Origin of the sequence: Pseudomonas sp. FP198 (assembly GCF_030687895.1) — a bacterium.
Classification (GTDB): domain Bacteria; phylum Pseudomonadota; class Gammaproteobacteria; order Pseudomonadales; family Pseudomonadaceae; genus Aquipseudomonas.
Map to the genome: position 1 here is coordinate 3,970,800 of NZ_CP117452.1, position 21,882 is coordinate 3,992,681.

Genomic DNA, 21,882 nt, shown 5'->3' on the forward strand with positions numbered 1-21,882 from the left:
TCAGCGGCCTTGCGCAGCCTTGGCGGCTTGCAGCTGTTGAGCCTGTTCGGTCAGCCGGGCCTTTTCCTCGGGGCTCAGCGCTTCCATGCGCAAACGCACCTGAGCGATTTTTTCCAGTTGCCCCGGACTGCCTTCCACGGCTCGCAAGGCCATGGCCAGGGACGCCACGGTCGGATGATCGAAGACCAGCCCAGGATGGATGTCGCACTGCAACAACTTGCGAATGCCGGCCACCAACTTGATCACCAGCAGCGAATGGCCGCCGGCGGCGAAGAAGTCGCGCTCGATGCCCAATCGTTCAAGCCCAAGCAATTGCGCCATGCGCGCGGCCAGCAGTTGCTCCAGCGCATCGCGGGGCGCGGCATCCTCCTCATCGCTGATCGCGACCGCCAACTGCTGCAACGCCTTGCGATCGATCTTGCCGTTGGCCAGCCGTGGGAAACGTTCGATCAGTTGCAGCTGCTGCGGCACCATCACGCCGGGCAGGCGCGCGCTCAGTTCGACGCGCGCGGCGTCGAGCACGCCCGAAGACAGGCCTTGCCGAGGCACGACAAATGCCAACAAGCCCTGTTCGCCGGGCAATACCAGCGCTTCGGCCACCTGCGGTACACGTAGTAGCTCGGCCTCGATCTCCGCCAGTTCGATGCGGAACCCGCGCACCTTGACCTGTTGATCGCGGCGACCGTGCAACTGGATCCCGCCGTCCGCGCGATAACGCGCCAGGTCGCCGGTGCGGTACAGGCGCTGCGCCGGGTCGAACGGGCTCGGGATGAACGTCTGCTCGTCCGCCTCGGCATTCACATAGCCCCGGCACAACTGCGCGCCCCCCAGGTACACCTCGCCCAGCACACCCACCGGCGCCAGGCGCCTGTCAGCGTCCAGCACATAGACCTGGTTATTGCCCAGCACCTGGGTCAGGGCCGAACAATCATCGGCAGCGCCGTCCAGCGCCAACCGATGGATCATCACTCCGACCGTGGCTTCGGTCGGCCCATAGTGGTTGAACACCCGGCAATCGCCGCGCAACCGGGCGATACGCTCGACCAGCGTCGGCGCAATCGGCTCGCCGCCGAGCACCAGCAGCTGCGGCAGCATCGCCTGCTCACTGTCGAGCAACGCCGCGAGGTGCGACGGCACGATTTTCAGGCAGTCGATCTGCTGTTCTCGCAGGAACCCGGCAAAGAGCGCGCCGTCCTGCATCTGTTCATCACTGGCCACATGCAAGGTCGCGCCATTGAACAACGCGCCGAACAGCGCCGTATTGCCCAGGTCCGCCGCCACGGTGGAGCTCAAAGCGACGTGTTTGCACTGGCTCAGCCCCAATGCCTGACTGGCCTGGGCGGTGTAGTTGAGCAATTGCCGATGCTCGATCACCACACCCTTGGGCACGCCGGTGGAACCTGAGGTAAACAACACATAGGCGATGTCATTGCCCTTGGTCGTGAGGGCCGGCAACGGCGTGTTTGAAGCACGATCAAGCTCGGCGATTGCCAGCGCCTTGAACGGCTGCGCCTGCCAGGCCGGCAAATGCGTTGCATCGGTGAGCAACACAGCGGCGCCGGCCTGCTCCAGCATCAACGCTTGACGGGCCTGGGGCCACTGGATATCCAGCGGCAGATACGCCGCGCCGATGCGCCAGCTTGCCAGCATCGCGATCACCAGTTCTGCCGAGCGCGGCAAGGCCAGGGCGATAATCGACCCTTCGCCCAGGCCTTGATCCATAAGGCCCTGTGCGATGCGCTCGACCTGATCTTTCAACTGACCGTAGCTCAGCGATTGACCCGCGTCGCTCAGGGCGATGGCGTCCGGCGTTTGCAGCGCCAGCTCGGCGATGCGCTGCGGCAGGTAACGGTTATCCACCAATGCCTGCATCGCCGGGTTGATCGCCCGCAAACGCTGCTCCTCGGGGTCACCGAGCAAGTTGAGCTGCGCCAGTGGCGTATGCGCAGCCGCGAGGATCGAGGCCAGCAGCACCTCGTATTGTTCGAGCACGTTGCGGACCGCGGCTTGCGAATAACCCGAGCGGGCGTAGCAGAGGTCGACCGCAACCAGTTGTTGGGTGTCGTCCAGTTGAATCTGCAGCAGCAGTTCGAACGCATCCCGCCCAGGCAAGGGCTCCGTCGCCCACGTCAGGCCAGCGCTGCTGCGGACAGGATTCGCCGGGGCAATCGCGAAGCCATAGGCCGGATACGCCACCTCCGACGCCAGTTCCGGCGTCCAGTATTCCTGCCAGGTGCGATGGGTTTCGAGACGCGTCGCCAGCTCCGCCAGCCACTCGCTGAACGGCGCGTCGGCGGGCAATGGAACGCAAAGCGGCAGGTTCTTTTCGAACACGCCGAAGGCATTGGCAAAGTAGTCATAGTCGCCACGGCTGTCGTGGCGCACGCCGACCAGCGCCTGCTCAAGGCCACCCAGGCGTCCCAGCAACACCCACCATGCGCCTTGCAGCAACGTCGCCAGCGGTTGGCCGAGCTGCTCGGCCAACCGTCGCAAGGCGTCGCGTCGGGCCGGCTCGACGATCAGCGAAATCTGCGCATCGGCGGTTCCACCGCCAGCACGACGCGCAGCCAGCCACGGCGTGTCGATCGCCGTCTGCAGGCCGTGCAAATGCTGCTGCCAGTAATTTCTTGCAGTGCCGGCATCTTCATCCAGCACCACTTCGCTGCGCCACTCCAGGTACTGGGCAAACTCGCCGGGCGCTTCTTCCTCCGCCGCATCGCCGGCGTAAGCCTGCCGTAGCTGTTCAAGCAGCAGGCTCATCGACGGCGCATCCGCGCTGTGGCGGGCGACGCCCAGCAGCAATTGCCATTGCCGCGACGCCAGGCGATAAAGCACAGCCTGGGCACTGGCCGATTCGCCGAGCACAAAAGCCCGGCCGAGCGTCTCGCTGATCTGCGCCCGGACTTCCTCGGCCGGTTGTTCGCTGGCCTGTATCGTCAGTGGGAAGCGTCCCGCATGGGCCACCTGACGCAAACCGTGGAAACCGCCGACCTTGGTCAGTCGCGCGAGCAACATCGGCTGCTGTGCCACCAGCGTGTCGAAGGCGACCTGCAATCGCTGCGGGTCGAGATCACCGTCGATGACCACGCTCAGCCAACGCAAGGCCTCGCCACAGGTCACCGTGCCCGACAGTTGCTCAAGTGCCCGTTGCTGCTCGGGCGTCAGGGCGAAACCCGCTTCCTGCGTGTCCATCGTCACCTCGTTCATGCTCCGCTTTCCTCGGTATTGAATGCGCCACGGACCGATCGCCCGGCGCCCGCTGGACGCTCCAGGCTGGCGTGGTCGTACATATCGCCCATGGCGACGACGATCTTGCGCGGTCCCTCGTACGGGTCGCGGGCGTGGGCCACGAGCATGTTGTCCAACAGGATCACGTCACCTTTGTGCCAGTCGAAACGCACCGCGCAGGCTTCGTACAACTCACCGATACGCGCCATCACCTCGTCTTCGATCGGTGTGCCGTCGCCGTAGTACACGTGCCGGGGCATCCGCTCCAGGCCGTACATCGACAACAGGTCCTGGCGCACGTCCGGCTCCAGCCAATGGATGTGGTGCAGCTGCACCTGGTTGAAGAAGGATTTTTCCCCGGTGATCGGGTGCGTGATGACCGCCGGCCCCGGCGTGCGGGTCTGCAGCTCATCGTTATCGAGCCAGCGCCACTGGATGCCGCCGGCCCGGCAGCGGGCCTCCACTTCAAGGCGATCCTCGGTCTTGAAGAAGTGCTGCCACGACACGTCGAGTTTGTCGGTGAAGGTACGCACGTACAGCAAGCCCTTGTCTTCGAACTTTTCGCGAAGGTCCGCCGGCAGCTTTTCGTACATCAGGCGGCAGTCCACTACCGGGGTCGCGCCGCCCACGGGTGCGGCCTGCTCGCAATAGAACATCTGCTTGCGCGGCCAGCGGTCCTGGTGGGAGCTCTCGTTGTGGAACAGGATCATCTTGCGTTCCGGGTACGGCGTGGAACGGTAGGTGTTCTTGCCGCCTTCCTTCTTCGGCAGGTCGCCGTACTGGCCGTACAGCCCCGGCTGGATGGCTTCGGCGAACGCTTCGAAGCCCTGGATACCGTCCAGTTCGAAGCCACGGAAAAGGATGCCGGCGTGCTCGGCCAGCTTCTGCTCGATCAATGGCCGGTTCTGGCGGATCCACTCGATGACGTCCAGGTGCGGCTCGCCGGGCTCCAGCATCAGCGGGAAACGCTGGGGCGCCGCCACCAGCGATTCGCGCACCAACGCCGGACGTGGCCGCGCGGCCGGGGTCGCCGAACGCTTGAGAAACTTGCCCAGTTTGTCGGCCTTGGGCCCCGGGACGTTGGCAGGCGTGGCGGCTGTCGCCACGTTGTCGACTGGCATGCTGATAGCTCCCAATTGAATGTCCTGATCAGCGACGATCTGTTCCAACAGGGCCGTCCAGGCCCGGATCAGGTACTGGATGCGCTCTTGTCCGAACAAGCTTGTGGCGAATTGCCAATTACCGCGCAACTGCCCTTCTTCTTCGTCAACGAACAATGCCATGTCGAATTTAGAATGGTTCTGCAGCGCCGGCAGGAACTCGACGCTCAAGCCGGCCATGGAACGCGTGCGCACCGGCACGTTGTTCATCACGAACAGCACCTGCAACAACGGGTTCATGCCCTTGTGCCGCGGCACGCCCGCGGCCTCGACGATCTGGTCGAACGGCAGGTCCTGATGCTCCAGCGCACCGAGCAGGTGATCCTGGGTCTGTGCCAGGAACCGGCTGAAGGCCACATCGGCGGCAAAGCGCGAACGCAACGGCAGGACGTTGACGAAGAAACCGATCAGGCGCTCCAGCTCGGGTTGTTCGCGTCCGGCCACGTCAGCGCCAACGACAAGATCCTGCGCGTCGCAGAGGCGATGCAACAACACCTGGAACGACGCCAGCAACGTGCTGTACAGCGTGACGCCGGCCGCGCTCGACACCCGGCGCAACGCCGCGCTCAGCCCGGCAGGCAGCTCGAACTGCAGCGCATCGCCCGCATAGGAGGCCGTCTGGCCGCGCGGATTATCCAAAGGCAAATCAAGACGCCCGTGGTAACCGTCGAGCCGCTGCTTCCAATAATCGCCCTGGCGCGCCAGCACGCCCTGGTCTTCCAGCGCCTGCTGCCACAAGGCGAAGTCGTGGTACTGGACCTCCAGCGGCGCCAGCGGCATGGGCTCGCCGCGCAGGGACGCTCCGTAGATCTGCACCAATTCATTGATCAACAGCCCCATCGACCAGCCATCGGAAATGATGTGGTGCATGGCGTACAACAACACGTGCTCGGTCGGCCCCAGGCGCAGGATCCGCCCGCGCAGCAGTGGCGCCTGCTCCAGGTCAATCGGCGTACTGGCGTTGTCCAGGATCGCCTGGGCCACTTGTTCCTGCCGGGCACCGGGCGACAACTCGGACAGATCGACCAGCGGGAAATCCAGCCGGACCTCGTCGGCAATCAGCGCCAGCGGATCGCCTTCGTCATCCTGGACATACGCGGTGCGCAGCACGGCGTGACGGCGTGTCACTTCGGCGAAGCTGCTCATCAGCCGCTCGACCGACAACTCGCCGCACAACCGCAGCGCCATGGGCATGCCATAGGCGGAGGTGCCGCCAGCCAACTGCTCGGCGATCCACAACCGCCGCTGCACCAGCGACAGCGGTGCCGATTGCCGTGGCCCATGGGCCTTGAGTCGGACCTGGCTGGAATCGCCGGCCCGCTCCGCGCCGTCGCCGGTCTCGCTCATCAGCGCGGCCAGTGCCTTGAGTTGCGGATGGTCGAACAGGTCGCGCAGGCTCAGCGGATAACGCGTCAGCTTGCGCAGCCGGGAGACGGCCTGCGTCGCCAGCAAGGAGTGACCGCCGCGCTCGAAGAAATGGTCGTTGCGCCCGACCTGTTGCACTTCCAGCACTTCTTGCCAGATGCCGGCGATCCGGTGCTCCAGCTCGTTGGCCGGCGCCTCGTAACCGCCCTGCGATGATCCGGTTTCGATGCTCGGCAAGGCCTTGCGGTCGAGCTTGCCGTTGGGGGTCAGTGGCAGGTGATCGAGGAACAGCCAGTGGGCCGGGATCATGTAGTCCGGCAGGTGTGCCTTGATCTGGTCGCGCAGCGTTTTAGCGTCCTGCTGCAGCGCCGGGGCAACCACATAAGCCACCAACTGCTGGCCGCCCGGCCCTTCCTGGGCCAGCACGGCGACGTCGTTTACCTCGGCTTGCTGCAACAGCCGCGCCTCGATTTCCCCCATCTCGATGCGGAAGCCGCGGATCTTCACCTGATGGTCGAGTCGGCCTTGGTACTCGAGCACGCTATCGGCGCGATAGCGGCACAGGTCGCCGGTGCGATACAGGCGTTCGCCGGTGGTCGAGAACGGGTTCGGCACGTATTTTTCGGCGGTCATCGCCGCACGCCCGAGGTAACCCCGGGTGATGCCCGCGCCGCTCAGGTACAGCTCCGCCGAGACGCCTTGCGGCACCGCTTGCAGGTTGGCGTCCAGCAGGTAGCTGGCGGTGTGCTTGAGCGGGCGGCCGATGTTCGCCGTACCGCCGGCGGTGCGGCGGGTCCAGGTGGAATAGGTGGTGTCTTCCGAGGGGCCATACAGGTCATAAACATGCTCAACCCCACCGACCTGTGCACCCACCACCTGTGGGAGCGAGCTTGCTCGCGATGGCGTCCTGGCAGTTAGCCCCTCATCGACTGACCCACCGCTATCGCGAGCAAGCTCGCTCCCACAGGTGATAGGTGTCGGGTAGAGGGCATCCACCAGACTCTGCTTCAGCGGCTCACCGGCCAGGTTGATGATGCGCACGCTGTGCGGGATCTCGCCGCTGCGCTGCAACGCGGCGATCGCCGAAGGCACGCTGTTGATCAGGCGCACCTGGTCGCGGGCCGGCAGGTGCGGCAGTTCCAGGGCGTTGCGGGCGATGATCAGCGAGCCGCCGTTGGCGAGGGTGACAAACAGCTCCCATACCGACAGGTCGAAGCACACCGAGGTGGAAGCGAGTACGCCCTGGATGTCGTCGCGGCTGTAGACGGTTCTGGACCAGTCGATCAGCGCCAGGACGTTTCGGTGGGCGATGGCCACGCCCTTGGGCTTGCCGGTGGAACCGGAGGTGTAGATGACGTAGGCGAGGTTGTCTGGGGTGACGCCTGTAACGGGCGCACTCAGTAGATAACGTGAAAGGTCGAGCTGATCGAGCATCAACACTTGCGTCTCGGCCGGAACCGTCAGCGTCTGCGCCACCGCCTGCTCGGTCAGCACACCCGTGCGCGACTGTCCTCAAGCATGTAGGCCATGCGTTCGGCCGGGTAATCCGGGTCCAGCGGCACGTACGTGCCGCCGGCCTTGAGCACCGCCAGCAAGGCGATCAGCAATCGCTCGGAACGCGGCATCGCCACGCCCACCCGCACTTCCGGGCCGACGCCCAGTTCGATGAGCTTGTGGGCCAGGCGATTGGCCCGGCCGTCGAGTTCGCTGTAGCTCAGGCGCGTGTTGGCGAAGGTGACCGCCAATGCGTCAGGAGTAGATTGCGCTTGGCGGGCGATCAGTTGGTGGATGCACAGGTCTTGTTCGAACGGCGCATCGACCGGGTTCCAGTCATGGGTCAAACGTTGATGCTCATCGAATTCCAGCATCGACAGTTCACCCAGGCAGCGCTCGCCATTGGCGCTCATCTGCCCAAGCAACTGCGCCAGATGCGCCGCCAGCCGCTCAACCGTAGCGGCCGAGAAGCTCGCCCGCTGATAACTCATGTGCAGCGACAACTGCCGCTCCAACCCCACCAGCAGCGTCAACGGATAGTTGGTCTGCTCCTGAGTCACGGCGAGCCAAAGCGCAAACCGTCCGGCGCGCCCTGCTCCAACGTCTGGGCGATCGGATAGTTCTCGAACACCAGCAGGCTGTCGAACAGCGCGTCGCCGCCCTGCCCGGCCCAGCGCTGGATGTCGAGCAACGCGGTGTGCTCGAACTCGCGCAGGGCCAGGTTCTGCGCCTGCACCGCTTGCAGCCAACTGTCCAGGGATTGCTCGGCCCGAGGGCTGGCGATCACTGGCAAGGTGTTGATGAACAGACCGATCTGCTGCTCGATGCCGGGCAAATCCGCCGGACGCCCGGCCACGGTCGCGCCGAAGGCTACCGTTTCTCGACCGGTGTAGCGCTGCAACAGCAGCAGCCACGCCGCTTGCACCAGCGTGTTGACGGTGACTTTCGAGGCGCGTGCGAAGGCTTCCAGGCGGCGGGTCAGCGCTTCATTCAGAAGCTGCATATGATCGCCGTAGCCGGCGCCCGTGTCGGCCGGTTTGGCCACCGCATCGGCCAGTCGTGTTGGCGCGTCCAGCTGCTGCAGCGCCGGTTTCCAGAACGCTTCGCTGGCCGCCGCGTCCTGGCGTTGCAGCCAGGCGATGTAGTCGCGGTAGCGGCTGCCGGACACGGCGACGGATTGACCGCTGTAGCGTTGCAACACTTCGCCGAGGAGCTGCGAGTTGCTCCAGCCGTCCATGAGGATGTGATGGCAGGTGTAGATCAAGTGATAACGTTCGTCCGCCACGCGCACCACCACCAACCGCAACAACGGCGCCGCATCCAGGGCAAATCCTTGCTCGCGCTGGGCCGTTGCGAGGGCGTTCAGGTGCTCAGGCAGGTCAGCCTGCGTACGTGCGTCATGCAGCTGCAACGCGACCTCCACGCGCTTGTGCACCACCTGCAATGCACGCTTGAAATCACCCTCCCAGACAAAACCGCTGCGCAGCACGTCGTGGGCGTCGGTCGCCGCTTGCCAGGCCTGGCGGAAGCGCTCGACGTCCAGCCCTTCGACATCCACGCGCATCTGGTTGATGTAGTGGCCGGCCTGCTGCTCGTACAACGTGTGGAACAGCATGCCCTGCTGCATCGGCGACAGCGGATAGATGTCCTCCACGTCGCGCGCCACCAGCGGCAAGGCGTCCAACTGTTGCTGTTGCAATCCGGCCAGGGCGAAGTCCGACGGCGTGAACCCGTGGTGCCGCGGCTCGCAACAGTGGTCGATCAGCGTCTGCAATTCCCCGGCGTAATCCTCGGCCAGCGCCTGGATCGTCGCTTCGTCGAACATCTGCGAGCTGAACGTCCAGTCGATGCTCAACTCGCCGGCATAGACGCTGCCGTTGAGCGTCAGCCAGTTGTCCAGCGGCGCCAACGGACTCTGCGCCGCGCCCGCCGATTCGCTGGCCGGGACAAACAGGCCGTCGGCGTCGTCGGCAAAGCCGCTGTCGAACTGGCCCAGGTAGTTGAAGGTGATGCGCGGCACGGGCAGCGCCGCGAGGGTGCGCCGCGTCGGTTCATCGCCCAGGTAACGCAACACGCCGAAGCCGAGCCCTTTGTCTGGGATCGCCCGCAGTTGCTCCTTGATCGCCTTGATCGAACCTTCGGTGGTGGCCGTCGGGGTCAGGCGCACCGGGAACAGGCTGGTGAACCAACCGACGCTGCGGCTCAGGTCCACATCCTCGAACAGCGCCTCACGGCCATGGCCCTCCAATTGAATCAAGGTCGAGGCCTGGGAAGTCCAACGGCCAATCACCCGCGCCAGCGCGGTCAACAGCAGGTCGTTGACCTGGGTGCGATAAGCCGCCGGCGCTTGCTGCAACAGGCGTCGGGTCTGGTCCTTGTCCAGTCGCGTCTGGACCTGGGTCGCGTGGCACCTGCGCACATCGCCCTCTGGACGGTCGCAAGGCAAGTCCTGACCGGCGCCTTGCAGTTGCTCTTGCCAATACTTCAGCTGGGACTGCAACGTCGCGCTGCCTGCATGAGCCTGCAACCGCTGCGCCCAGGTCTGCGCAGCAGTGGTCTTGGCTGGTAACGCTGGCGTCTGGCCGGCCTGCAATTGCTCGTACGCCTGTTGCAGGTCCTCCAGCAGAACACGCCAGGACACGCCGTCCACCACCAGGTGATGGATCACCAGCAACAGTCGCTGGCTGCCGTCGGCCAGGCTCGCCAGCACCCCGCGCAGCAGCGTGCCTTCTTGCAGGTCGAGGCTGCGTTGGGCTTGTTCGGCCAAGCGTTCAAGGGCCGGCGCATCGGCCACCTCGGCGGTCCACAACAGCGGCGAGCGCTGCCAGAACGTACGCTGTTCGGCCAGGGTATTGTGGCGCGCGGTCCAGGTGCCTGCCTCGCAGACGAAGGCCAGGCGCAACGCATCGTGATGCTCGACCAGGGCCTGCAACGCCTGCTCCAGATGCGCGGCATCCACGGCGCGCAAGCTTTTGAGCAACACCGACTGGTTCCAATGATGAGGCTCGGCCATGGCTTGTTCGAAAAACAACTGCTGGAACGGCAGCAATACCGTCTGCCCGACCACCGGGCCCTGATCGATGACCGGCCCGTTGTCTCCGGTCGTTGCCACCCCGGCGAGGCCCTGGATGGTCTGGTGCAGGAACAGGTCCTTGGGACTGAAATGAATCCCGGCCTGACGGGCGCGACTCACCACCTGGATGGAAATGATCGAATCGCCGCCCAGCTCGAAGAAATTGTCGGTCCGCCCTACGCGTTCGCGCCCGAGCACGCTTTGCCAGATCGCGGCCAAAGTGTTTTCCACGACGGTGACCGGGGCACTGTAGCTCTTCGGGCTGGCGCTCGGATCGGCCTTCGGCAGAGCCTTGCGCTCAAGCTTGCCGTTGGGGCTGACCGGCATTTTTTCCAGCCACACCCAGTGTTGCGGCACCATGTAGTCGGGCAAGGACTGGCTCAGATGTTCCCTGAGGCGCACTTGCAGCGCCTGGCGAACGGCGTCATCGGCGGCCAGCAGCTCGGCGCGCGCCGGCACCACGTAGGCCACCAGCAACGTGCCGTCCTGGGCCAGGACCACGGTTTCGCGTACCGCCTCGTGTTCGGCCAGACGCGCTTCGATTTCGCCCAACTCGATGCGCAGGCCACGGATTTTCACCTGATGGTCCATTCGCCCGGCGTATTCGATCACGCCATCGGCCCGATAACGTGCCAGGTCGCCGGTGCGATACAAGCGCTGGCCAGCGCCGAACGGCGCGGTGACGAACCGTTCGGCGGTCAACGCCGCGCGCCGATGGTAACCGCGCGCCAGCCCTTCGCCCGCCAGGTACAGCTCGCCGATCACCCCGACCGGTACCGGCGACAGCTCATCGTCGAGAATGTAGGTGCCAAGGTTGGCGATCGGCTGTCCGATCGGCACGCTGTCGCGGCCCTCCTCGACGCAGGTCCAGTGGGTCACGTCGATGGCCGCCTCGGTCGGGCCGTAGAGGTTGTACAGACTGGCATCCGGCAGTTTGGCGAACACCTGCTGCTGGGCATCCACCGGCAGCGCTTCACCACTGCAGACGATCCGCTTGAGGCTGGTGCATTCGGCGACCCGCGGGTCCTGCACGAACGCCTGGAGCATCGACGGTACGAAGTGCAGCGTGGTGATGCGCTGCGCGGTGATCAGCTCGATCAGTTGCGCCGGGTCGCGATGGGCCCCCGGCGCAGCCACCACCAGCGTCGAGCCGGTCAGCAGCGGCCAGAAGAATTCCCACACCGACACGTCGAAACTGAACGGCGTTTTTTGCAACACACTGTCAGTCGCATCGAGGCCATAGGCCTGCTGCATCCAGCACAAGCGGTTGACCAGGGCGCAATGGCGATTGCCCGCGCCCTTGGGCTTGCCGGTGGAACCGGAGGTGTAGATGACATAGGCCAGGTTTTCGCCGTGAACCTTGACGTCGGGATTCTCCTCACGACTGGCATGCGACTCCTCAGCGGGCAGGTCCAGTAGCAGACTGCGCAGTCCTTGCGGGATCGGCAAGGCATCAAGCAGGTGTTGCTGGGTCAGCAGCAAACCGATGCCGCTGTCTTCGAACATATAGGCCAGGCGATCCTGCGGGTACTCAGGGTCCAACGGCACGTAGGCGCCGCCGGCCTTGAGGATCGCCAACAGCCCGAGCACCATCTCCACCGAACGTTCCACGGCGATGCCCACCAGCACATCGGGGCCGACGCCCAGGTCGATCAAGCGATGGGCCAGACGGTTGGCCCGGGCGTTGAGCTCACGGTAGCTCAGGCGCTGCTCGCCGAAGACCAGCGCAGGCGCATCCGGGGTCCGGCGTATCTGTTCCTCGATCAGCGCCTGGACGCTGCGCTCAAGCGGGTATTGCCGCGCCGTGGCGTTCCAGTCGATGAGCATGTGCCGACGCTCGTCCTCGTCCAGCAGCGACCATTGCGCCACCGGGCGGTGCAGGTCCTGCACCAGGCTGCGCAACAGGTTGAGCCAATGCCCGGCCATGCGTTCGATGGTCGCCGGCTCGAACAGGTCGGTGGCGTAGGTCAGGGCAGCGTGCAGGCCCTGGGGACTTTCGACGGTGTCCAGGCTCAGGTCGAATTGCGCGGTGCGCTGCGTCCAGCCTACGGGTTCGACGTCGAGCCCCGGCAAGGCCTTGGCAAACACCGAGGCGGTTTCGTTGCGGTGGTTGAACATCGCCTGGAACAGCGGGCTGTGGCTCAGGTTGCGCTGCGGCTGCAGGGCATCCACCAGTTGCTCGAAGGGCAGGTCCTGATGCATCTGCGCGGCCATGGCCGTCTGTTTGAGCTGTTGCAGCAAAGCGGCGCCGGTCAGGTCGCCGGGGAATTCGCTGCGCAGGACCTGGGTGTTGACGAAGAACCCGATCAAGCGCTCGGTTTCCAGCCGTTGGCGGTTGGCGATCGGCACGCCGACGCGGATGTCGGCCTGGCCGCTGTAGCGATGCAGCAATGCCTGGAACGAGCCGAGCAACAGCACGAACAGCGTGACGTTTTCTTGCCGGGCCAAGGCCTTGAGGTCATCGCTCAAGGCGCGATCCAGCACGATCGGCAGGCGTGCGCCGCGCAGGCTTTGTTGCGCTGGGCGCGGGTGGTCGGTGGGCAGCTCCAGCAGCGGCTGTTCGCCGCCCAGTTGCGTCGACCAATAGGCCAGTTGGCGGTCCCGCTCACCGGCCGCCATCCATTGCCGCTGCCAGACCGCGTAGTCGGCATATTGCACCGCCAAGGGCGGCAGCTGTGCCGGTTGACCTTGGACGAAAGCCGAGTACAGGCTCATCAGGTCATCGACCATCACCTGCAACGACCAGCCGTCGGAGACGATGTGATGCAGCGTCAGCACCAGCAGGTGATCTTCCTCGGCCACTTCCAACAGCGCCACGCGCAGCAGCGCGTCATTCAGCAGATCGAACGGGCGTTGCGTCTGCTGCCCGAGGAAGGCCTGGATATCGCGCCCTTCCAGACGCTGCTCGGTGTAGTCGACTTCGCCCTGCTCACAAATGACCTGGCAGGTGCGTCCATCCTCTTCCACGAATGCGGTGCGCAAGCTTTCGTGGCGCTGGACCAGTGCGGCAAAGCTCTTGCGCAGCGCGTCCTTGTCCAATGCGCCGCGCATGCGCAACGCGGTCGGTATGTTGTAGGCGGCGCCGTCGGGGTCCATTTTCCAGAGGAACCACTGGCGCTCCTGGGCAAAGGACAACGGCAACGGCGCGTCGCGAGGCGCCGGCGTCATGGCCGGGGCCTGTTCGCCTGTCGTGGTATCGAAGGCGGCGACGAACGCCTGCAACGTGCTGTGTTCGAACAGGCTGCGCAGCGGCACTTCGATGCCGAGCACCCGACGGACCCGCGAGACCACCTGGGTCACCAGCAGCGAATGCCCGCCCAGTTCGAAGAAATTGTCTTCCAGCCCCACGCGTTCAAGCTTGAGCACGTCCTGCCAGATTGCCGCGACCTGTTGCTCGACCTCACTGCGCGGCGCCACGTAGGCCTGCTGCAAATCGCTGGCTTCAGGCGCTGGCAAAGCCTTGCGATCGATCTTGCCGTTGGGCGTCAGCGGCAGTTGCGCCAGGAACAACAGGTGCGCCGGCACCATGTATTCCGGCAACTGCGCCTTGAGGGCCGCCTTGAGTGCGGTGCGCAACGGCGCGTCCGGCGCCGGCACTGCGCCGCTGGCGGGCACCACATAAGCCACCAATTGCGCGCCGGTCGGGCCTTCGTGGGCCACCACCACGGTTTCGCGCACGCGGTCCTGGGCCAGCAGCGCGGCTTCGATTTCCCCCAGCTCGATACGCAGGCCGCGGATCTTCACCTGATGGTCGATCCGGCCGAGGTACTCGACCACGCCTTCGGCGCGATAACGGCACAGGTCGCCGGTGCGGTACAGGCGCTCGCCCGTGGCGGAAAACGGGTCCGGCACGAAGCGTTCGGCGGTCAGCGCCGGACGCTGGAAATAACCACGGGCCAGGCCGGCGCCACCGATCAGCAGCTCCCCCGGCGCACCGGGCGGATTGAGGCTCAGGTCGCTGCCGACGATGTACAGCGCGGTGTTGTCCAGCGGTTTACCGAGGAACGGACGGTCGCGCTCCGGGCTCAGCGGATGCAGCGCCGACCAGATGGTGGTTTCGGTCGGGCCGTAGAGGTTCCAGACGTTCGGCGAAAGCGCCAGCAAGCGCTGCGCCAGTTCCAGCGGCAACGCTTCGCCGCCGCAGAGGAAGGTCCGCCCGGCCAGCAGCGAAGCCTGCTCGTGATCGAGCAACATGCGCCAGCTCGACGGCGTGGCTTGCAGCACGCTGACAGCGTGTCGTTCGATCAGCGCCAGCACCGCTTGCGGGTCCTGGTGCACGTTCTGGCCGGTCAGCACCACGCTGGCCCCGGCCGACAGAGGTCCGTAGATTTCCAGGCCGAAAATATCGAAAGAGAACGTCGTCAATGACAGCATGCGGTCGCCGGGCACGAGACCCGGCTCGGCGATCATGCTGTGGATGAAATTGCTCAGGGCGCCATGGCGCACCATCACGCCCTTGGGCTTGCCGGTGGAACCGGAGGTGTAGATGACGTAGGCCAGGTGTTCGCCAGTCAGCGGCACCACCGGGCAGGTTTGCGGGGCTGCTTGCAGGGCGGCGTCCGGCTGGTCCAGCAACAGCGTCTGAAGACTTGGCGGGATCGGTAAGCGAGCCTGCAAACGGGCCTGGGTCAGCAGCAGTCCGATGCCGCTGTCCTCGATCATGTAGGCCAGGCGATCCTCGGGGTACGCCGGATCCAGCGGCACATAGGCGGCGCCGGCCTTGAGGATCGCCAGCAGGCCGACAATCATCTCGACGCTGCGCTCCACCGCGATGCCCACCAATTGGCCGGGCATCACGCCCAGGTCGATCAGGCGATGGGCCAGTTGGTTGGCGCGCGCGTCCAGTTGTGCGTAGCTCAGGGCCTGGTCGTCGATGGTCAGCGCCAGCGCCTCGGGGTTGCGGCGCACCTGTTCGGCAATGTGCTGGTGCACGCAAACGGCTTCGTCAGTGTGGTCGGCCACCCGCAGCCATTGCTGCTGCGTGAGTTGCTGTTGCGCCGAGTCGAGCAGCGGCAGTTCGCCAATACGCTGGCGTGGCGCATCGACGATGCCGTGCAGCAGGTTCTGCCAGTGCCCGGCCAGGCGCTCGATGGTCGGCGCGTCGAACAGGTCGGTGGCGTAGGTCAGTTCCGCAGCGATGCCCTGCGCGGTCTCATAGGTGCCCAGGGTCAAGTCGAACTGGGCGGTACGCCCTTCCCATACCAGGTCCTCGACCTGCAGTTGCGGCAGGTGCATCTGCCGGCTTCGAGTGGCGTCGGCGTTCTGGTGGTTGAACATGACCTGGAAGATCGGGCTGTGGCTGAGGCTACGCTCAGGTTGCAGGGCCTCGATCAATTGCTCGAATGGCAAGTCCTGATGGGCCTGGGCCGCCATGGCCGACTGCTTGACCTGGGCGAGCAACTGATCAAACGGCAGTTGCCCCTCAACGTCGGCACTGAGTACCTGGGTGTTGACGAAAAAGCCGATCAGCCCTTCGGTCTCGACCCGGTTGCGGTTGGCCGTCGGCACGCCCACGCGGATCTGCGGTTGCCCGCTGTAGCGGTGCAGGAGCGCCTGGAACGAGGCCAGTAGGACCATGAACAGACTGGCGCCTTCACGCTGGGCCAGTTGCTTGAGCGCGGTGGCCAGTTCCGCGCCCAGGGTCAAATCCAGGCGCGCGCCACGAAAGCTCTGCACCGGCGGGCGCGGATGATCAAACGGCAGTTCAAGCACCGGTTGTTCGTCACCGAGGGTCTGGACCCAATAGGCCAATTGACGCTCACGCTCGCCGGCCTCCAGCCAGTGCCGTTGCCAGATCGCATAATCAGCGTATTGCACCGGCAGATCCGGCAAGGCCAGCGGCTGGCCGCCGATGTCGGCGGCGTAGTGCCGGACCAGCTCATCCACCAGCACCTGCATCGACCAGCCATCGGCAATGATGTGGTGCTGGATGAGCACCAGCACATGGTCGTCTTCGGCAACTTTCAACAGCGAAACCCGCAGCAACGGCCCTTGGCGCAGATCGAACGGACGCGCGGTTTCACCTTCGACGCAGGCCTTGATACGTTCGTCCTGGCTGGCCGGCGAACCGGCGGGCAGCGCCTCGACCGCGATGCTCAAGGGCATATGTTGATGAATGATTTGCTCGGTTTGCTCGCCGTGCTCGGCGAACGTGGTGCGCAAGCTTTCGTGGCGCTCGACCACGGCATTGAAGCTGCGCTCCAGCGCCGGCACGTCCAGTTGCCCTTTGAGGCGCAGGGCGCTGGGGATGTGGTAAGCCGAGCTGTGGCGGTCCATCTGCCAGAGAAACCACTGGCGCTCCTGGGCGTAGGACAGCGGCAGATGTTCAAACCCGGAACGCACCTCGGGGATCGGCAGGTTGGCCGGCGAGACGCCCTCTTCCAGCATCTTTTCCAGGTACAGCCGGCGTTTGTCCAGCGGCAGAGTGATAAAGCGCTTGGCAACCCTCAAAGCAACACTCTTGTCCATCAGACTTCCTCCATTTCATCAAGCAGGGCGTCCAGCTTGTTCAGTTTCTGTTCGTTGATCGGCCCGTCGCCGCAGTCGAGTCGGGCGACGAAATCCTTCAGGACGGGGTGCTGAAATAGCAGCTGCGGGGTCAGGCTCAGCCCCAGTTCGAGAGCCATGCGCGAAACGGCGGTGACCGCCAGCAACGAGTGGCCGCCCAGCTCGAAGAAATGATCGTGCAGGCCCACGCGCTCGACGGTGAGCACCTGGGCCCAGATCGCTGCGACTTGCTGTTGAAGGTCGCTGACCGGTGCTTCGTAGGCGTTTTCTGAGCGCCCGGTTTCGATGCCCGGCAAGGCCTTGCGGTCGAGCTTGCCGTTGGGGGTCAGTGGCAGGTGATCGAGGAACAGCCAGTGGGCCGGGATCATGTAGTCCGGCAGGTGTGCCTTGATCTGGTCGCGCAGCGTTTTAGCGTCCTGCTGCAGCGCCGGGGCAACCACATAAGCCACCAACTGCTGGCCGCCCGGCCCTTCCTGGGCCAGCACGGCGACGTCGTTTACCTCGGCTTGCTGCAACAGCCGCGCCTCGATTTCCCCCATCTCGATGCGGAAGCCGCGGATCTTCACCTGATGGTCGAGTCGGCCTTGGTACTCGAGCACGCTATCGGCGCGATAGCGGCACAGGTCGCCGGTGCGATACAGGCGTTCGCCGGTGGTCGAGAACGGGTTCGGCACGTATTTTTCGGCGGTCATCGCCGCACGCCCGAGGTAACCCCGGGTGATGCCCGCGCCGCTCAGGTACAGCTCCGCCGAGACGCCTTGCGGCACCGCTTGCAGGTTGGCGTCCAGCAGGTAGCTGGCGGTGTGCTTGAGCGGGCGGCCGATGTTCGCCGTACCGCCGGCGGTGCGGCGGGTCCAGGTGGAATAGGTGGTGTCTTCCGAGGGGCCATACAGGTCATAAACATGCTCAACCCCACCGACCTGTGCACCCACCACCTGTGGGAGCGAGCTTGCTCGCGATGGCGTCCTGGCAGTTAGCCCCTCATCGACTGACCCACCGCTATCGCGAGCAAGCTCGCTCCCACAGGTGATAGGTGTCGGGTAGAGGGCATCCACCAGACTCTGCTTCAGCGGCTCACCGGCCAGGTTGATGATGCGCACGCTGTGCGGGATCTCGCCGCTGCGCTGCAACGCGGCGATCGCCGAAGGCACGCTGTTGATCAGGCGCACCTGGTCGCGGGCCGGCAGGTGCGGCAGTTCCAGGGCGTTGCGGGCGATGATCAGCGAGCCGCCGTTGGCGAGGGTGACAAACAGCTCCCATACCGACAGGTCGAAGCACACCGAGGTGGAAGCGAGTACGCCCTGGATGTCGTCGCGGCTGTAGACGGTTCTGGACCAGTCGATCAGCGCCAGGACGTTTCGGTGGGCGATGGCCACGCCCTTGGGCTTGCCGGTGGAACCGGAGGTGTAGATGACGTAGGCGAGGTTGTCTGGGGTGACGCCTGTAACGGGCGCACTCAGTAGATAACGTGAAAGGTCGAGCTGATCGAGCATCAACACTTGCGTCTCGGCCGGAACCGTCAGCGTCTGCGCCACCGCCTGCTCGGTCAGCAACACCCGTGCGCGACTGTCCTCAAGCATGTAGGCCATGCGTTCGGCCGGGTAATCCGGGTCCAGCGGCACGTACGTGCCGCCGGCCTTGAGCACCGCCAGCAAGGCGATCAGCAATCGCTCGGAACGCGGCATCGCCACGCCCACCCGCACTTCCGGGCCGACGCCCAGTTCGATGAGCTTGTGGGCCAGGCGATTGGCCCGGCCGTCGAGTTCGCTGTAGCTCAGGCGCGTGTTGGCGAAGGTGACCGCCAATGCGTCAGGAGTAGATTGCGCTTGGCGGGCGATCAGTTGGTGGATGCACAGGTCTTGTTCGAACGGCGCATCGACCGGGTTCCAGTCATGGGTCAAACGTTGATGCTCATCGAATTCCAGCATCGACAGTTCACCCAGGCAGCGCTCGCCATTGGCGCTCATCTGCCCAAGCAACTGCGCCAGATGCGCCGCCAGCCGCTCAACCGTAGCGGCCGAGAAGCTCGCCCGCTGATAACTCATGTGCAGCGACAACTGCCGCTCCAACCCCACCAGCAGCGTCAACGGATAGTTGGTCTGCTCCTGAGTCACCGGCGAGCCAAAGCGCAAACCGTCCGGCGCGCCCTGCTCCAACGTCTGGGCGATCGGATAGTTCTCGAACACCAGCAGGCTGTCGAACAGCGCGTCGCCGCCCTGCCCGGCCCAGCGCTGGATGTCGAGCAACGCGGTGTGCTCGAACTCGCGCAGGGCCAGGTTCTGCGCCTGCACCGCTTGCAGCCAACTGTCCAGGGATTGCTCGGCCCGAGGGCTGGCGATCACTGGCAAGGTGTTGATGAACAGACCGATCTGCTGCTCGATGCCGGGCAAATCCGCCGGACGCCCGGCCACGGTCGCGCCGAAGGCTACCGTTTCTCGACCGGTGTAGCGCTGCAACAGCAGCAGCCACGCCGCTTGCACCAGCGTGTTGACGGTGACTTTCGAGGCGCGTGCGAAGGCTTCCAGGCGGCGGGTCAGCGCTTCATTCAGAAGCTGCATATGATCGCCGTAGCCGGCGCCCGTGTCGGCCGGTTTGGCCACCGCATCGGCCAGTCGTGTTGGCGCGTCCAGCTGCTGCAGCGCCGGTTTCCAGAACGCTTCGCTGGCCGCCGCGTCCTGGCGTTGCAGCCAGGCGATGTAGTCGCGGTAGCGGCTGCCGGACACGGCGACGGGTTGGCCGCTGTAGCGTTGCAGCACTTCGCCGAGCAGCTGCGAATTGCTCCAGCCGTCCATGAGGATGTGGTGGTGGCTGTAGATCAGGTGATAACGCTGCTCGTCGAGGCGCACGATCATCAGGCGTATCAGCGCCGGCGCGCTCAGGTCCAGTTGCTCGCGTTCGGCATCGGCCAGGGCCTGCAAGGCCTGCTCAGGCAACGGATCGCCGCGCAGATCCTGCACGCTGTAAGGCAGCTCCAGGTATTTGCTGACCACCTGCACCGGCGCGGGCAAATCCCCTTGCCAGACGAACCGCGTGCGCAGGATGTCGTGGGCATCCACCGCCGCTTGCCAGGCCTGGCGGAAACGCTGCGGGTCCAGCCCTTCCACGTCCAGGCGCAATTGGTTGATGTAGTCGTCGGTGGCGTCGCCATACACGCCGTGGAACAGCATGCCTTGCTGCATCGGCGACAATGGATACAGGTCGACGATCTGCGCCATCGGCAGCGCCAGCCCGTCCAGTTGCTGCTGGCTCAGGCTCGCCAGGGGGAAGTCCGATGGCGTCACGCCGTGATGTCCGCCCTGGCAGCAATGCTCGATGAGCTGCTGCAACTCAAGCGCATACTCGTCGGCCAAGGCCTGGATGGTCGCCTCGTTGAACTGCTCGCGGCTGAAGGTCCAGCCCAGGTTCAGTTCGCCATTGAACACCTGGCCGTTCAACGCCAGCACATTCGACAACGGTGCTTCAGCGTCCAGCTCATCGCCGGCCGCTTCGTTGGCCGGCACGAACAAGGCGCCGTCGGCTGCGTCGAAGCTGGCGTCGAACTGGCCCAGGTAGTTGAAGGTCAGGCCTGGCGCTGGCAGCCGCGCCAGACTTGCCCGCGTGGCGTCATCCGCCAGATGCGCCAAGGCACCAAAACCGAGGCCTTTGTCGGGAATCGCCCGCAGTTGTTCCTTGATCTGCTTGAGGCTGTTCCCAAGGTCGGCCTGCGGCGTGAGTCGGGCCGGGTACAGGCTGGTAAACCAGCCGACGGTGCGGGTCAGGTCGACATCGTCGAACAGCGCTTCGCGGCCGTGGCCTTCGAGCTGGATCAGCGCGCTGTCGGCGCCGGTCCAGCGCACCATGACCCGCGCCAGCGCCGTCAGCAGCAAGTCGTTGACCTGGGTGCGATAGGCCTTGGGCGCGTCTTGCAGCAGTTGTCGGGTCAGTGCGGCGTTCAGTCGCGTACGCACGGTCAGCGCGAGGCGGTTCTGCTGGCCGCCTTGTGGATTATCCATCGGCAAGCGCGCATCGATGTCCTCGAGCTGGGCCTGCCAGAAGGCCAGTTGCTGCTGCAGCGCCGGGTTGCGGGCATGGTCTTGCAGGCGCTCGGCCCAGACCTGCGCTGAAGTGGTTTTGTCCGCTAGCTGCAACGCTGCGCCGCTGGACAGCTGTCGGTAGGCGCGTTGCAGATCCTCGAACAAAATCCGCCACGACACGCCATCGACCACCAGGTGATGCACCGCCAACAACAGACGTTGGCTGCCATCGCCCAAGATCGCCAGTACCGCCCGCAGCAGCGGCCCGTCTTGCAGATCGAGGCTGCGCTGGGCTTCGTTGGCGATGCTTTGCAACGCCGAGGCGTCAGGTGCGTCCACGGTCCAGAGCAGGTCTTCACAATGAACGTCCGCAGGACGGTAAGCCGCCCTCCAGCCTTCGCCTTGCTCCGTGAAGCTCAAGCGCAGGCCATCGTGATGCAACACCAGCGCGCTCAGCGCCTGGTTCAGAGTCGATGCCTCCAGAGGCTCGGTCGGCTTGAGCAGCACCGCCTGGTTCCAGTGATGACGTTGCGGTATCGCTTGCTCGAAGAACAAGCGTTGCACCGGCAGCAGCGCCAGCTCACCCGTCACCGGGCCCTGGTCGATGACGTGCGCGGCTTCGCCCTGGCGGGCCACGGTCGCCAGCAGCTCAAGCGTCTGGTGCTGGAACAGGTCCTTGGGCGTCAAGTGAATCCCGGCCTGCCGGGCGCGGCTGACCACCTGGATCGAGACGATGGAATCGCCGCCCAGTTCGAAGAAGTTATCCCGCAGGCCCACTCGCTCAAGCTTGAGCACGTCCTGCCAGATCGCCGCGAGTTGCTGCTCCAGCGCGCTGCGCGGTGCCTTGTAGGTTTGCTGCAATTGGTTGGCGTCGGGCTTGGGCAGGTTCTTGCGATCGAGCTTGCCGTTGGGGGTCAGCGGCAGCCGTTCGAGCAACAGCAGATAGGCCGGGACCATGTGCGCCGGCAAGGTCGCCTTGAGTTGTTCGCGCAAATTCTCTGCGAAGTCATCCGGCACCCGTTGATCAGCGACGACGTAGGCC

The 21,882-nt window shown here is 65.1% G+C and carries 5 protein-coding genes (1 of these 5 cut by a window edge); all 5 read right to left on the reverse strand.

Annotated features, from left to right (window positions below; all coding sequences use genetic code 11):
• Tightly spaced (each overlapping or abutting the next), the 5 genes in view from PSH78_RS18025 to PSH78_RS18045 form a layout consistent with a single transcriptional unit that may run on beyond the window.
• Positions 1-3,207 (reverse strand): amino acid adenylation domain-containing protein, encoded by a 3,207-nt coding sequence (locus PSH78_RS18025; RefSeq protein WP_305495922.1) that lies wholly within the window; start codon positions 3,205-3,207, stop codon positions 1-3.
• The gene (locus tag PSH78_RS18030; RefSeq protein ID WP_305495924.1) at positions 3,204-7,247 is read right to left on the reverse strand and encodes a condensation domain-containing protein; all 4,044 of its coding nucleotides are present in this window, start codon (positions 7,245-7,247) and stop codon (positions 3,204-3,206) included. Before PSH78_RS18030 ends, PSH78_RS18025 begins: the two co-directional genes overlap by 4 nt.
• A complete protein-coding gene (locus PSH78_RS18035; RefSeq protein ID WP_305495926.1) occupies positions 7,241-7,807 on the reverse strand; it encodes an AMP-binding protein in 567 nt (188 codons plus the stop codon). Before PSH78_RS18035 ends, PSH78_RS18030 begins: the two co-directional genes overlap by 7 nt.
• Positions 7,804-16,788: a non-ribosomal peptide synthetase gene (locus PSH78_RS18040; RefSeq protein ID WP_305495928.1), complete on the reverse strand. Its 8,985-nt coding sequence runs from the start codon at positions 16,786-16,788 to the stop codon at positions 7,804-7,806. The genes PSH78_RS18035 and PSH78_RS18040 overlap by 4 nt, the downstream gene beginning before the upstream one ends.
• Positions 16,788-21,882, reverse strand: partial view of a non-ribosomal peptide synthase/polyketide synthase gene (locus PSH78_RS18045; protein WP_305495930.1) — the 3' end only. It continues 7,352 nt past the right edge of the window; the window shows 5,095 of its 12,447 coding nt (coding positions 7,353-12,447); the start codon falls outside the window, past its right edge; it ends in the stop codon at positions 16,788-16,790. The genes PSH78_RS18040 and PSH78_RS18045 overlap by 1 nt, the downstream gene beginning before the upstream one ends.